The 15,271-nt window shown below is 61.0% G+C and carries 5 protein-coding genes; 3 read left to right on the top strand and 2 right to left on the bottom strand.

Annotated elements, in window-relative coordinates; translation table 11 throughout:
* Positions 1–498 precede the first annotated feature (498 nt).
* Entirely contained in the window at positions 499–1,152 is a 654-nt protein-coding gene (locus T370_RS0118090) for an HAD family hydrolase (protein WP_029436580.1), read from the top strand.
* A gap of 178 nt (positions 1,153–1,330) precedes the next feature.
* A complete protein-coding gene (locus T370_RS0118085) occupies positions 1,331–1,780 on the top strand; it encodes a TraR/DksA family transcriptional regulator (protein WP_029436579.1) in 450 nt (149 codons plus the stop codon).
* 372 nt (positions 1,781–2,152) lie between these two features.
* Here T370_RS0118085 and T370_RS0118080 read toward each other — a convergent pair whose 3' ends face one another.
* Positions 2,153–13,897 (bottom strand): VCBS domain-containing protein, encoded by an 11,745-nt coding sequence (locus tag T370_RS0118080; protein ID WP_029436578.1) that lies wholly within the window; start codon positions 13,895–13,897, stop codon positions 2,153–2,155.
* 563 nt (positions 13,898–14,460) lie between these two features.
* Positions 14,461–14,934, bottom strand: coding sequence for a class I SAM-dependent methyltransferase (locus tag T370_RS0118075; RefSeq protein ID WP_282705465.1), 474 nt, complete (start codon positions 14,932–14,934; stop codon positions 14,461–14,463).
* A 200-nt stretch (positions 14,935–15,134) separates the two neighbouring features.
* Here T370_RS0118075 and T370_RS0118065 point away from each other — a divergent pair.
* On the top strand, positions 15,135–15,271 hold a 137-nt coding region (locus T370_RS0118065; RefSeq protein WP_029436575.1), incomplete at its 3' end, for a transposase.

The following is a 15,271-nucleotide window of genomic DNA, read 5'->3' as shown; positions in this document are numbered from 1 at the left end:
CACTCCCAGACCGTATGACTTAAACTTTGTAATTGCTTCATAAAAAGCCTCCTTGTTCTGCCTTGAGCGGTTCGGACAAGGAGGTTTGCTGTTTTAGGGAATTGTCAAACTGCAGGAGCCCCCCGGCTTAGCCGGGGGATCACGTCAAGGATTCGACCTTATCGAATCCCTCATCTCAAGCGGGGGAATGGCTGCATTTTGGGGAGAAAAGCTTCTGATACGGCGCGGGTTGCTCGGAACGATAATCATGTTTTTGTATTTCATTGTATTTATATTAAATAATAAACATTTTGCAGGTAATCACCTGATGCAGGCAGAAGCGATCCGTTTCCTTTCAAACGAAGTGCGGAAGGAGACGGATCACACTCGCCGGGGTCCGGGGGGGGGGGGCGCTTGCCCCCCGGGCAGGGTCAAGGGGCGGCAGCCCTTGCCGCCGGAGGCATCATCCCTACCCCGGCCACGGTTGCGCAAAGGCCCGGGGGGACGTACAAGCGAGCCATGCAATACAAAACAATACTCTTTGATCTGGACGGGACGCTGACGGACTCGGAGCCGGGGATCGTCAATTCGGTGCGGTACGCGTTGCGGAGCTTCGGGATGGAAGCGGAACCGGTGACGCTGCGGTCGTTTATCGGGCCGCCGCTGTACGACTCGTTCCGGGGCACAATGGGCATGAGTGACGCGGATGCGAAACGCGCCGTGGACACCTACCGCGTGTATTTCCGCGATAAGGGGATTTTCGAGAACGCTCCGTATCCGGGGGTGCCTGAAATGCTTGAAGCCTTGCGCGCTGCGGGTAGGCGGCTCATCGTGGCGACCTCGAAACCGGAGGTGTTCGCCAAACGCATCGCGGAGCATTTCGGGTTTGCGGGGGCGCTGGAGGGCGTATACGGCGCGGATATGGAAGGGAAACGTTCCTCCAAAATCGACGTGATCCGCTATGCCATGCGGGAGCGGGGCATAACCCCGTCGAGTGCGGTCATGGTGGGCGATCGGAAGTACGACATCACGGGTGCGCGTGAGGCCGGGCTTGCGGACATAGGCGTGCTGTACGGCTACGGATCGCGGGAGGAACTCGTGGAGGCCGGTGCCACGCGGCTGGCGGCAAGCGTTGCGGATCTGCGGGAAATGCTGAGTTCTTCGGACGGTTGAGGGCCTTGTGGCCGTTTTGCGCGATGTCTATGCGCAGAGCGCAGGACAGGAAAACTCCGCCATCCGTGCCAACAGTTTTCATGTGTTGCACAAAAAAGCCATAGGGGCGTCATGAAGCCGTCGCGTTGTGGGGGATACATCCGAATCCACGGAACAACCCCCGCAAGTGAGGAACGGTATGAACACCTCTCAATTGGCTGCATTGCGATGGATGATGGAACGGGAACTTTCGGCGTTGCGGTCGCCCCGGATGTCTCCGGAGATTTCTCTCAAATGTCCCGATGAAAACGAACTGGCCTCGCGTCTGAGCGAGCGTGCGGTGGATGAGCGGCTGACCGCCCGGCGCGTCGAGCGTATCCGGGATCTGGAGAACGCCCTGCGGCGTATCGAGGTCATGGGTTACGGCCTCTGTGAGGCGTGTGGGGAGCCCATACCGCTCCTGCGGCTCTTGGCGTCGCCTTCGGTACGGTACTGCGTGGCTTGCCAGCAGGAACTCGAAGAAGAGGAACGGGCCGTGGTCATCACCGGATCATTTGACGCTCCGCGTCCCCGGCGTACAATGCCGCCGCGTCCCGTCACCCCGCCTATGCCCTTTTTCCTGCCCCGACGCAGACAGGCAAGCCATTGATTCGAGCAGGATCAATGGCTTTTTTTGAAGAAGTCTGGGCGAAGAGCGTGGACTGCGGCTTCACTCGGGGCCGTGGGATATGCCCATCCTCCGTGAGCAAGGAAGGGGAGAGCGTCAAGTGGCGATTACCCCGTGTGCATAGAGGGAGTGGGCTGGCCAGGCTCTCGCGGCGCCCCAAAACGGATTATTGCCGATAGGGCGGGATGCGATTTCCCCGCTTTTTTTGTTGCTGTGAAGGTTGGGTAAAGCGGGTCGGCGATGTTTGAGAAAGGGGTCCCGTCCCGGCAAAAGCGCCGGGACGGGACCCTTTGTTTCAGGATTGATGGATAAGGTGTTTGGTGCAGCCGGAAGGCTTCCGGCTGCGTTTCAGGATCAGCCTTGTCCGTGGTTCAGCGTGTTCTGGACGATCTGCTGCGCCAGGTCGTCAGTGGCCGGCGTACCGGACTGCACGAGGATCGTAATGTCTCCGTGGTCGCTGTGATGGGTGAACTCGGCGTAATTGCCGAGGCTGATTCCGTGTTCCTCTCCTCCGATAGCCGTCGGTGCCCAATCCCCGGAGAGGTGGAGCTTATCGCCCTCTATGGAGATGCCGATGCTCTTCAGATCATCCAGATTCGTAAGGCTCAGGCTGTCCGGCTTGGACGTGATGAGCACTTCGATATCGCTCTGGATGGGATTGTTGTCCGGGTTGGCGAACAGGCTGTCCAACGTGTCCTTTTCGGCTCCGACGAGGAAGTCGATGCCTTCACCGCCGCTGGCGTGGGCCATGCCCTGGTTGTAGACGAGGATATCGTTTCCGGCCCCGCCGTAGAGCGAGTTGTGGCCCGTCCCGCCGTCGAGGTAATCGTTACCCGCGCCGCCGTACAGGATGTCGTCGCCCGTGCCGCCGAAGATCTGATCGTCCCCTTCGCCGCCGAACAGCCAATCGTTGCCCGCGCCGCCGTGGATGACGTCATCGCCGCCTTCGCCGAAGATCACCTGTGAATGCGCCGCTGTCTGGTCGCCGAGCGTATCGGCTCCGGCGTGGCCGAGCTGCGTGTGCAGATCCGTCAGGTTGATTTCCAGCGAGCCGTTGGAATGGCCCTCATGACCGCTTACGGTATATCCGAAGGATTCCTTCAGGGCGGAACCGTCGGCTTGTGCCTGCGCCAGCTTGTGGAGGCCGTCCTCCGAGGTGTCCAGAGTGTAGGTGTACTGTCCGGTTTCCGCATTGAAATGCAGGCTCCCGAATTCTCCCTGGATGTTGCCGTCCACGGCCTTGTCGAAGGCGTAGGCGAGCTGGTGTCCGTCCGCATCCATTCCGGGCAGATGATCGTCTTGGGCCATGCCCGGCGTCAGGTTGCCCAGATCCATGTCCGCAGGGGGTGTACCCGTGCCCATGAAGCTCACAGACAGGGAATCTTCGCCTGCCGGGGTCATCGCCGTGGCATGGCCGTCATTGACGATGATCTGGAAGTCATGCGTCACGAGGCTCCCCAAAGCGGCCCCGGCTATGGCCTCTGGGCTGGCGGTGAAGGTGTAGTGCCAGTTGCCGCCGTCGCCCTGCATCAGCTCGAACGTGCCCAGGCCGTCGATGGTGACGGTGCCGTGCGTGCCGGTGGAGTCCAGCGTTACGCCGTGTGCCTTGCCGTCGACGCTGATGGCGAAGGAATGCGTATCGTAGAAGGAGCCATCGGCCTTTACATCGGCATCGGTGAAGATGAAGGACCCCGTGGTTCCGTTGTCAGTGTGCGACTCCGTGATCACCGGGGCGTCGTTGGTGCCGGTGAGATTGACGGTGATGGTCTGGGTGGCCTTCCCGCCGTTGCCGTCGTCCACGGTGGCCGTGAACGTTTCTGTGTACTTGTCTCCCTCTCCGAGCGCGTCGCTGGTCAGGGTGTACTTGTAGTTGCCGTGTTCATCGATGGTCAGCGTACCGTACTTGCCTTCGGCTGCTGCACCGTTTTCCGCCTCGGCCGCTCCGGCGGGCCTGACCGAGAAGGTGTGCGTGTCATAGAAGGTTCCGTCGGCCTTCTTGTCCGCATCGTTGAACGTGATGGTACCGGTTATTTCGGCCTGCCCGCTGGCCAGTTCCGTCAGGTTGAGTACGGGGGTAGGGCTGGTGATCACAGGGGCGTCGTTGGTGCCCTGAATCTGGATCTGCAGGTCGGAAGGCGTCGTGGTTTGCGCTCCGTAGGTGTCGACGGCGACGACGTTGAAGTGCTCGGCGGCCATTTCGCCAGCGCCAAGATGCTGCGCCTGCCCGTTGTTGAACGTGTAGGTGTAGTTGCCGTCCTTATCGATACTGATGGTGCCATACTTGCCGGTGAGCGAGTCGACAAGCTCGCCCTTGTCGTTCACGAACTTGAAGGCAACGACGTGGTCGCCTTCGTCGTATTCGCGGGCCGTCACCTGTCCGGTCACCTTGGAGACGCCGCCGTCTTCAACCAGCGGAGCCGGATTGGCGATGATGACGCCGTGCTCGCCGCTCGTGATGACGGGGGCGGTGTTGGTGCCTTCGATATTGACGACGAGTTCCTTTGTATCTGACAGTCCTGACGTGTCAGTGACGGTCACATTAATAGAAGTCTCGTACAAACGGCCCGCCGCCATCTTGAGCACGGTTTCGGACGTGTTGTCGAGCGTGAACGTGTATGCACCGGTCTTGGGATCGATGGTGAACGTACCGTATTCGTTGGTTATTTCAGTAAGAGGATTGCCGTCGGCATCCTTACCGAAGGAGTAGGTCAGGTGCCCCTGATCCGCGATATCCTTGTCGAAGCCCACGGCGGTGTCACCAACGGCGTCAGCGTCGCCTTCGCGCACTGAGAGGACCTTGCCGAGTGTGAGCTCGGGCGTGTCGTCGGTGCCCTTGACGTTGACCGTGACATCAACGGTCGTCATTTCCCCGTGCTTATCCCTTACGGTGATCGTGAAGATTTCCTGAATGTTGTCCTCGGAGTTGAGGCCCTGCACTTCCGGGTCGGCATTGTTCAGGGTGTAGATATACTTTCCGGTAGCCGGATCGATGTGCAGCGTACCGTACTCGCCTTCCACGACCGTTCCCTTGCCGTTGATGGAAAAGTGCAGGTTGTTCAGCCCTTCGTCATCCTTGATGATATCGTTCAGGTTGCCTTCCTGCGAGACGGTCACGTCCTCCACAACGTTCAGGGCGTGCTCGCCCGGAACCACTTCGGGCCCGTGGTTGGTGCCGTTGATGGTGACGGTAATCTCCTGCTTAACCACCTCGCCGTGTGCGTCACGCACGTAGATGATGAACGAATCGGGCAACGCCTTGCCCTCAGTGAGATGGTCGGGCAACTTTGCCCCGTCGGTCGTGTAGGTGTAGGTGCAGTTGCCGTCCTTATCGAAGGTCAGCGTGACAGTGCCGTACTTGGTCGTCAGCGTGTTGGTTCCGCCCTCGAAGTAGTACTTGAGCGTCGAGGTTTCGGTTCCCTCAGGGAGGGGCTTCCCGTCAGTTCCCAAAAGCTTGTCGATGTCATGCGCCTTCAGGGTTTCTGAGGTCGTCAGATTGCCCAGCCCATCGTCGCCTTCCTGAATCGTCATATTCTGGTAGCTGTCGATGACCGGTGCGTCGTTGGTGCCGTGGATGGTGATGGTGATCTTGGAATCCGTCTCCTTGCCGTTGAGCATGACGTCGAAGTCTTCCTTCACCGTCTGCCCTTCGGCGAGGTCTTGCACCTTGCCCGGCTTGCCATTTTCGCCGTTGTACAGGGTATAGGTATACTTCCCGGTAACGGGATCGACGATGAGGTAGCCGTACTTGCCTTCCGCGGTTACGAAACCGTCGGCGGCGCTGCTCTGGATTTGCTTTCCGGTTCCGAGCCCAAACTCATCCTTTTCTTCGATGCCGAAGACGCGGTCGGGAGGCGTTCCGGTGTGGCCTTCGCCGTCCCACTTGGCATGGAGCTGGCCTTCGAAGATCAGGCCTTCCGTGACATCAGGCGTTTGCGGCAGATCCCTGCCGTCCTCGACCACCGTGCCGTTGAACTCACTCTTGTCGGCGTCGATGATGAGGCCCGCTCCGCCGTCCCATCCACCCTCGCCGCTGTCGGGCTTATGGATGTTGATGGTGAGCTCCTTCTGCTCCTCGGAAACCTTGCCGTGGGGGTCGACCACCACGACCTTCGCGCCGTCGGGCAGCGTCTCGCCGGTCTGGAGCTTATTGAGGGCTTCGTCGAGCTCCGTGCTCTCGTTGTCCAGCGTATACTTGTAATGCGTGATGATCGAACCGTCCGCCGCCGTCTCGTAGGTGAGGACGATGGTGCCGTATTCGGTCTTGAGTTCCGTGACGGGCTTCCCGTCCTTGCCGACCAGCATGAAACGGAGCTGGCCGTCCGGGTCGTCCACGTCGGTCGCGCCGGAGAGGGTCCCCGTGAAGACCACGCCGGGGACGCCGCCGTCGCTTCCATCGGGATCGACGAAGGCATCCTGCTTCACGTCGCCCTCAAGGCCGGTAACCGTATCCGTAAAGGTCGGGGCGTCGTTGGTGCCCTTGATGGTGATGGTGATGTCCTTCTCGACGATCTTGCCGCCTTCGATCTCCACCTGCACCTTGAAGGTTTCGGTCTTGACGTCGCCATCGTTCATGGACTGGACGATCTTCGAGCCGTTTTCGGTCAGCGTATAGGTATACTCGCCCGTTTCCGGATCGATGATGCTCAGCGTGCCGAGCGGCTTGCCGTCCGCGCCCGTGGCGAAGCCAGTCTGTCCCTTGTTCGTCCACGTCAGGTTGCCGCCGATATCCTCGGCGTCGACCCTGCCGCCCAGCGTCAACTGTCCGGTGATGGAGGGATCATGGCTGTGATCGCCTTCCGAAGGCGTTACGATCGCGCCGTTATCCTCAGATATCACCGTGTTATTGAAGCTGATGGTCGGCATATCCGCCGTTCCGGTAACATCGATGACCAGCTTGCCGGAGCTGTGGGCCCCGAGCGGGTCGGTGACGCGGACGTCGAACACTTCCTGTGGGAGCTTGGAATCGGTGAGGCTCTGGCCTGCATTCAGCTCCTTCAGCAGCTCGGGCTTGGTGATCTCGTAGGTGTAGCTGCCATCCTGATTGAGCTTGAGGATGCCGTACTTGCCTTCGATGATCTGCACCAGCTTGCCGCCGCTCTCGATGCTGTAGCTGAGGTTGCCCGCCGCGTCGCCATGGCTCTTGTCGGGGTCGTGGGCGCTCAGGTTTCCCGAAAGGGTGTGGCTGCCGTCTTCCTGCAACACGCCTTCACTGGTCTGGTCGGAAGTGATCTTCGTGAAGGTCTTCCCGTTCGCGTCGGTGACGACTTCGGCGATGACGTTCCCGTTTTCGTCGGTGAAGACGGGCCGGTCATTGGTGCCCTTCACGTAGACATCCACGTCCTGCGTGGGGATGAGGTTCGAGTTGCCGGTATTGATGTTGAACGAGCCGTCCGCGTTGGCGCCGCCGTTCACGAGGGATTCGTGGGCGGAATCGTAGACGCCGACCTTGAGGTTGTCGAACAGCTTTTCACGCTGGCCCGCGTCGAGGGCGTCGAGGTTCGCGGCTTCCTTCGTGCCCGGTTCCGGCAGGATGAAGGAGTAGACGATCTTGGACACGCCGTTCTCGGTGATGACTTCGGCGTGCAGGGTCCCGTAGTCGGTGTGCAGGTCGCCCGCGTAGAACTTGCCGCCCACGACGAACCCGGCGATCAGATGCCCCGCGCCCTCTCCTGTGTCGACCTGCTTGACCTCGAACGAGCCGAGCTCGTGTCCGCCGCTGTTGAAGAAGCCGTCCACGAGCTTGCCGTTGACGTGGATGGAGCCGTCCACATCCGTATTGGTGTTGGGCACGACGCCCGCCTCGGTGATTTCGGCCATGATCGCGTTGGGGAGCTTGCCCACGAGGATCGGGGCGTCAGCGCCGCCCGTCACGTTGATGGTGACGTGCTGCTGCGACCACGCACCCTTTTCGTCGCGCACGAAGATGGTGAATTCATCCGTGTACTTTTCGCCGTAGACCAGGTCTTCGTTCGGCGTGTAGGTATACTTGCCGGTGGACGAGTCGATGGTGAGCACGCCGTGCTCGGTTTCGATCCGGGTATGCGCGTTGCCCATGCCCTTGTCGCCGTCAAAGGCCGCCTTCAGGTCATTGATGTCGGCACTGTCCGCGTCGCCGATATGGCCTCCGGCGATGCCGTAGGTCAGCCTGGAACCGAAGTCCACGTCCGTTCCCTTGGCATTGGCCGAGAAGGACTTGTCATCTTCGGTCATGGTGATTGTGGCGTGGGTCGTCGCGTTTCCGTCGGGCGTCGTACTCGTGGAAATAAAGAGGCGGTGATCATCGCCGCCGAGCAGTTCCAGTTCGGGCCGGTCGTTGGTGCCCTTGATGGTGACGCCGAATGAACCGTTGAAAACGCCGCCGTGCGGGTCGGTGACTGAGAAGTTGATGGTCCGGTTGGAGGAGTTGTCCGCGCCGAACATGTTCACGATCATGCTGCCCGCCGAGCCGTCCGGGGGCAGGGTAAAGGAGTATGAACCGTCCGGGTTGACGGTCAGGGTGCCGAGCGCCACCTGAGAGAGGATGGAAGCCGCGTTGCCGTAAGTGAGATCCTGATTCTGTCCCAGCAGCCCTTCGGCTCGAAGCTGCGCTTCGAGCTTGTCGAAGGCGTCCTTCGGGAAGTTGGAGTTGAAGAGGGTGGCCCTGACGTTGTTGAAGTCTCCGCCATTGCTCAGCAGGTGAGTCATGGTCCACGTGCCGTCGGCATTGTGGCTCGGCGTGCCGCAATTGCCCGAGCCCCGCAAGCTGATCTTGAACTGATCCTCTCCGGTTCCGAACCCCTTGCTGATGTCGTCGTCCACGTCCTTGAGGTTCGTTATATTCAGCGTACCGGAGGTGACCCGGTGCTCGCCAGCGCCGAGGGTGCCGTCCGTATCGGCCGTGGTCGCGGTGTTGCCGTCATGGACACCCGCCTCCTTGACGGTGATGCCCTGCATCGTGGCGGAAGGCCGGTCGTTGGAGCCGTTGATCACGACGGTGACGTCATGCGTGCTCGAAGCCGTTTCGCCGTGGGAATCCTTCACGCTGATGGAGAAGTCGAGTTCCACCTTGTCGCCGAGCTGGAGCTGATCGGTGGCGTTGCCGGTGGATTCGGTCTTCGTGAACGTGTACTCGCCGGTCTTGGTGTCCAGATGGAACGTGCCGTAGTCGGTTACGATGGTTCCGTCCGGCTTGACGGAGGTAACCGTGATCTCGGTCTTCGTACCGTCGGCGAGCGTCAGATGGCCGATCACGTCGCCCTTCCCGAACGTGACGGGGTTGTGAGCCTTGTCGGAGAAGTAATACGTCAGCTTGCCCTGATCGCTGGTGTCCACGTCGGTGGCGTTCACCTGTCCCTTGTCCGACTTCGTGCCGATGATAGTACTGTTGTGCTCATCGAAACCGGATTCCGTCACCGTGAGCGTATTCTCGGTCTTGGCGATGACGGGCGCATCGTTGGAGCCGTTGACGGTGATGGTGATGGTCTGTTCGGACCATGCTCCGTGCTCGTCGCGCACGTAGATGGTGAAGGTATCGTAACCCTGTTCCGGCGTGCCGTCGGGCTTGAGGCCGAGCTTGTCCGCAGCGCCGCCCTTGGCGGTGTCCAGCGTGTAGATGTACTCGCCGGTGCTCGGATCAATAGTCAGGGAGCCGTACGTACCCGTGGCCGAATGATGTCCGCCGCCCATGCCGGGGTTGTTACCGTTCGCGTCGAACGCGGTGTCCCGGTTGCCTGCGCTGGTGCTTACGCCGTATTCGAGCGTGGGGTTGGAGTCGGGGTCAGCACCCTCGAAGGTACCGGTGACGGTGAGGTCTTTCGCGACTTCAGTATGGTCCTTGTCGTAGCCGGGATCACTGACGACCGTGTCGCTCGTCGGAGTCAGAGTCAGGGTAGGCCGGTCGTTGGTGCCCACGATGTTGATCGTGATGTCCACGGAGGCCGTGCCGCCGTGCCCGTCGCTCACGGTGATGGTGAAGGTTTCCTTCTCGGTCTGGCCCTGCGAGAGGGACTGCGTCTTGTCTTCGTCGATCGTGTAGGTATAGGTCCCGTCCTTGTGCAGGATGATGGAACCGAATTCGGTTTCCAGCGTAATGTTGCCGTTGGCGTCCGTCTTGGGATCGCCGATGAGGGTCGTGCCGGAGCCTTCCTTCGCCCCGATGTCGAGGGTCAGGGTGTCGGTGGTGTCGGTATCCTTGACGTGGACCTGACCGGAAATTTCATTCCGGGAGAGGCTGTTATCCGCGTCGGTCAGCTCGCGGGAATCGTCGGAGGGATCCGGAGTCTTCGCCGTGTCGGTGGTGGAGCCGTGGTCCGTCGAGGTGTCCACGACGCCCGCTTCCTTGACCCAGTGCTCGGCGTCGTCAGCCGTAATCGTCGGCGTGTCGTTGGAACCGGTGACCGTGACGGAAATGGGCTTCGCCGTCCACGCGCCGTGCTCGTCACGCACGTAGATGGTGAACTCGTCGGTTCCGGTCTGCGGGTTGCCGTCGGCGTCGAGGCCGAGACGGTCGGCGTTTTCGTTGGTCTTGTAGGTGTAGGTATTGCTCTCCGGATCGATGGTCAGCGTGCCGTACCTGCCTTCAATCACGATCTTGCCGCCGACCTGATGGAGCGGTTCGCCCATGCCGGGCTTGCCGTCGGAACCGGAACCGAAGGCGAGGTTTCGGCCCGCTTCGGACTCCACGTCCTGCTTGCCGAGCGCCACGCCGTAGCGCAGGTTCGCCCCGCGATCGTCGTCGTCGGACTTGAGCGTCCCGGAAACGGTGGTGTCGTTGGCGACGTCGGCCTTTTCGGTGATGTCGAACTTGACTTCGCCGGTCTTATCGTCGGTCACGACCGTGACGTTGTCGCCGTGGGTGGGTTCAACCAGATCGAGCCTGGGCCGATCGTTGGTGCCGCGGATGGTCACGTCGAGCCTATTGTCGGCGTTTCCGCCGTTTTGGTCGTTGACGGTGGTGTGGAAGCTGAACTCGAGCTCTTCGCCCGCCGCCAGCTTGTCGGCGTCGGAACCGCTGATGTCGAAGGTAAACTTGCCGGTCTGCGTGTCGAGGGTGAGCGTGCCGTAGTTGGTCACGATGGTTTGGATGTGAGTATTCGGGTCGGTCGTGGAGGAGAGGATTTTGACGTCCACGTTGTTGGAGGCGTCGGGATCGCCGTTCTTGATCGTGACGTTGAGGATGCCATCGGTAGCGCCGATCAGCCCGGAAATGCCGAAGATCGGCTTGTCGTTGATGTCGTCGTCCTTCCACGGGAGTTCGCCCTCAACGAGGGTCCGGTGCTCGTCCTGTCCGGCCTCGCCCGTGTTACCAGGCGCTTCGTGGGTTTCTGTATTGGAGGTCTCGCCGGGCTGTTCCGGAGTGAGGATGACACCTTCTTCCTTGAGATCAATGGAGGTCTGGCCGAGCCACGGCGCATCGTTGATCCCGTTCAGAGTGACGGTGATGGTCTGGGTGGAGGTCGCGCCGTGCTCGTCGGTGACGGTCACTTCGAAGGTCTCGATCTTGGTTTCGTCCTTGCCGAGTCCCTTGATCGCGTCGGGGTTGGCTTCGTAGGTCCACTGTCCGGTGGCGGGATCGAGGGTCAGCGTGCCGTAGTCCGTGGTGAACGTGGCGTTCGTGTCGCCGTCGGTCCCGTGTGCGCCGTCAGTGCCCGTGCCGGAGGTGTCCTTGCCGCCAGCGATATGGAAGGCCTGATCCGTCCCGGCGTCGCGGTCGTTGTCGGTGACCGTGAAGGTGCCGTCGATGGACAGATCGCCGCCCTGCGTGATGTTCCAGTCGCTACCCGTGATGTCGAGGGTGGGGATGTCGTTGGTGCCGTGGATGGCCACGGTGACGGTCTTCGCCGTCCACGCATTGTGCTCGTCGCGCACGTAGATGGTGAAGGTTTCGTAAATGGTGTCGCCTTCGGCGAGCTGATCAAGGGAGTTATAGGTCTTGCCGTCGAGCTCAAAGCTGACGTTTTCGCCTTCGCCCTTCATAGTGTAGGTGTAGGAGCCATTGGAGTTGATCGTCAGGCTGCCGTACTGGCCGCCCGCAACCACGGAAGAGGCCGCGCCGCCCGTGGCGGTGGAGTCGGCCGTGTTGAATACGGAAGGATCGAACGCCTCGCCGGTTCTGTCGCCCGCAGCCGCACCGAAGTGGAGGATATGCCCTGTGTCGACGTCATTGCCGCTGGCGGTTCCGGTGTCGGTGGTATGGCCCGTGAAGGAGGTGTTTTCCTTGCTAGGATCAGTGGTGGGGGTGTTGGCGTCGTCACGGCCCACGCCGTCCTCGACCACATGGAGGTTGCCGTCGCCGCCGAGCAGATCGTTGAGATTGTCGTTGGACAGATCAAGCGTGGGGACGTCGTTGGTGCCGTTGATGGTGACGGTGATGGTCTGGGGCACGCTCCGGCCGGTCTGGGCGTCGGTGACGTAGACGGTGAAGGTCTCGGTCACGGTCTGGCCGAGGGAGAGGTTGTTGACGGCATTGCCGTCCGCGCCTGCTTCGCCGGGATTCTTGTTGTTGAGCGTGTACTCGTAGGAGCCGTCCGCGCGGAAGGTCAGGGTGCCGTAGGCGGAGGTGTAGGCATAGACGATGTCCCCGGTGCCGGGGGTTCCGGTTCCGGTCACAGTGGTGGAGGCGCCGCCGTCGGTCAGGCTCGATCCTGCGTGCTCGACGTGGAAGTTGAGCTTGTTGACATCGTGCTCCGTGGAGCCCGCCCCGTTTTCCTTGTCGGTATCGGAGGCGAAGATCCTGCCGGAAAGGGTTCCGGTCTGATGCTGCCCTTCGCCCGTTCCGCCGGGCGTCGTGGGCGTGTTGCCGTCGCCGTTTTCCGAGGGCTGGTAGACGCCTTGTTCCTTGAAGTCGAGATGGAAGTTGCTCTGATCGGTGTCGATCTCCGGGATGTCGTTGGTGCCGGTGATGGTAACGGAGATGGTCTGGGTGGAGGTCGCGCCGTGCTCGTCGGTAACGGTCACTTCAAAGGTTTCGACCTTGGTTTCCCCGGCATTGAGCTGCTGGACCTTGTCGCTGGCGTTGTTGAGCGCATAGGTCCACTGCCCGGTGGCGGGATCAAGGGTCAGCTTGCCGTAGTCCGTGGTGAACGTGGCGTCCGTGCTGCCTGTGGCGGAGTGGGAACCGTCGGAAGGGCTGGTGCCGTCGGCGGCGGGCGTGTTGCTGCCGCCTTCGATGTGGAACGTCTGGTTCTGCCCGCTGTCGCTGTCCGGGTCCTGCACGGCGAATGTGCCGCCCACGGAGGCTGTGTCTTCGTGGATGCCCTGCGCGGCGTTGGCGATGGAGAGTTCGGGCCGGTCGTTGGTACCGGTGAGAGTGACGGTGATTTCCTGCGTGGCGAGGCCGCCGCGTCCGTCGCTCACGTAGACGGTGAAGGTTTCGGTACGGGTTTCGCCAAGAGCGAGGCCGTTGGTATCGGGATCAGCGTTGTCGATGGTATAGGTGTAGGTCCCGTCGGGGGCCATTGCCATCACGCCATAGGGGGTGACGATGCTGGTCACCTGCGCCCCGTTCGCGTCGATGAAGCCGAAGGAAAGCGTGTCGCCGTTGGCGTCGGTGCCGGTGGCCCTGCCGGACATGGAGGGGACGCCCTCGTAGAGTTCATTGCCGCCGGGGAACACGCCGGATTCGATGACGCCGAGCGAGCCGCTGACGCTGAGGGTCGGCGCGTAGTTGGGGGTATCGTCGCCGCGCAGGCCGCCCCACGGGTCGCGCTCGGGGAAGAAGGCGCGGTTGCTGCTCAGGTCGAGCCCGTCAAGGCGGTTTACACCGTTGATGAGGGCGTCGTCGGCATATTCGCGGAAGCGTCCGCCGTCCGCGCTGGCGGCGTTTGCCGCCGGACCGGCCGCGGGCATGAGGTCGGGTTCGTTCAGGGCCGTGAAGAATTGCTCGCCCGCGATCGGAGTGCCTTCGATCACGAAGTCGGGCATGGAGTCCTTGGTATAGGCCGTATAGAAATCACGCAGGACAACGGTGCTGCCGTCGTCGAAACGGAAAATAAGGTCATTGCCGGAACGTTCCAGCGTTGCCTGATCAGTAGGGAAGTTGAGGTCGATTCGGCTGTCCCCGGCCGCTTCGAAGACGGCCTGAGTGCCCGCTTCCGGCTTATTGAGAATGATGTCCGCCATATCAGGACTCCTTAACGGTAGGAGGAAAAACAAAAGAGGCCTCTGCACGTAATGTGCAGGGCCTTATCTACGATGGGGCAGTCCTGATGATGTCGGGCTGGGAGAGGTGCGCGAAGGCGCGTTTCTCAAGAATGATGGGCATCCCCAAGGGGGCGGGATGCCGAAAACTTTTCTTGTTTATAAGCAGTCGTGCATCGGCTGTCAATGAGACTTGTTTCTATTTGGCGTCCCGGCGGGTGGGTATCATCGGGACCGTCGCCATTGAATCCATGCAGATCTTTAGGGCTTTTTTACTTCGGAAGAGAGAGTCTCGCCCGAAGCCGCTGCTTTTTGCTGTGTTCCGGGCTCGCCGGGGATGCCCTTTTGCCGGAGGTGTGAGGCTCCGGCAAAAGGTTTGGGCTGATGTGGGATGGCGGGTATACATCCGTCCGGGTTGGTGCCGGAAACGGACGAATGCCTATCGGAGGTATGGAGGTTCGGCGAACGGTATTTCCAAGGTGGGGCTGCCAAGGGGGAGGCCGTTCCGCCGCACGGGCGACAGGCCTTCAAGGGAAACCTCTACCTTATAATAGGAGGTACGGTTCCGAACAGGCTGCCGGGGACACGGTAGCGATGATGCCGATGGAATCGAAGTAGCGCCAGCCGGCCTTTTCCATCATGCCGGCATCGCGCTGTGCATAGGGGTTGTCGCACTGGAGCCAGTCCTCCCATGCGGCTTTGTGGCTGCGGAGGGAGAAGGCGTCCCGTACGGCGGCGCGGGTGGACTGTTTCCAGAGTTCGGCCCACCATCCGGCGGAGTGGAAATTGATATCTTCCTTCCAATAAGGCCGGAGCTCGTCGGGGATGTCCCCCGTGAATTCCTGCCGGAGGCCCGGGATGGCGGCGGCGATAAAGCCGCCCGGCTTGACGAGAGGAGCGATGTGGGCGTCGAGGTACTCCGGAGCACAGCCGAAAAAATGGTAGGCATCGATACAGATCACGGCGTCGAAGTACCCTTCGGCAAAGGGCAGGGCATGTCCTTCGGCCCGGAGGGGGATAACGGCGTCTTCAAGCCCGAAGTCCCGGAACCGCGCAAAGTTGTCCGAAGGGTTTATCCACAGGTCCGCGGCAAAGACCCGTACGCCGAATCCTTGACGTGATCCCCCGGCTAAGCCGGGGGGCTCCTGCAGTTTGACAATTCCCTAAAACAGCAAACCTCCTTGTCCGAACCGCTCAAGGCAGAACAAGGAGGCTTTTTATGAAGCAATTACAAAGTTTAAGTCATACGGTCTGGGAGTGTAAGTATCATATAGTGTGGATTCCGAAATACCGGAAAAAGGTTTTGTACGGCAAGATTCGTGAGGAGTTGGTGGGCGTATTTCATGAATTGGCCAA

Origin of the sequence: Bilophila wadsworthia ATCC 49260 (assembly GCF_000701705.1) — a bacterium.
Lineage (GTDB): Bacteria > Desulfobacterota > Desulfovibrionia > Desulfovibrionales > Desulfovibrionaceae > Bilophila > Bilophila wadsworthia.
This window is presented reverse-complemented; position numbering and strand designations above follow the sequence as displayed.

What these genes read in the sequence shown, in the direction of transcription:
- T370_RS0118090 (WP_029436580.1), top strand. Translation starts at nt 499, where the DNA reads ATGCAATACAAAACAATACTCTTTGATCTGGACGGGACGCTGACGGAC.
- T370_RS0118085 (WP_029436579.1), top strand. Translation starts at nt 1,331, where the DNA reads ATGAACACCTCTCAATTGGCTGCATTGCGATGGATGATGGAACGGGAA.
- T370_RS0118080 (WP_029436578.1), bottom strand. Translation starts at nt 13,897, where the DNA reads ATGGCGGACATCATTCTCAATAAGCCGGAAGCGGGCACTCAGGCCGTC.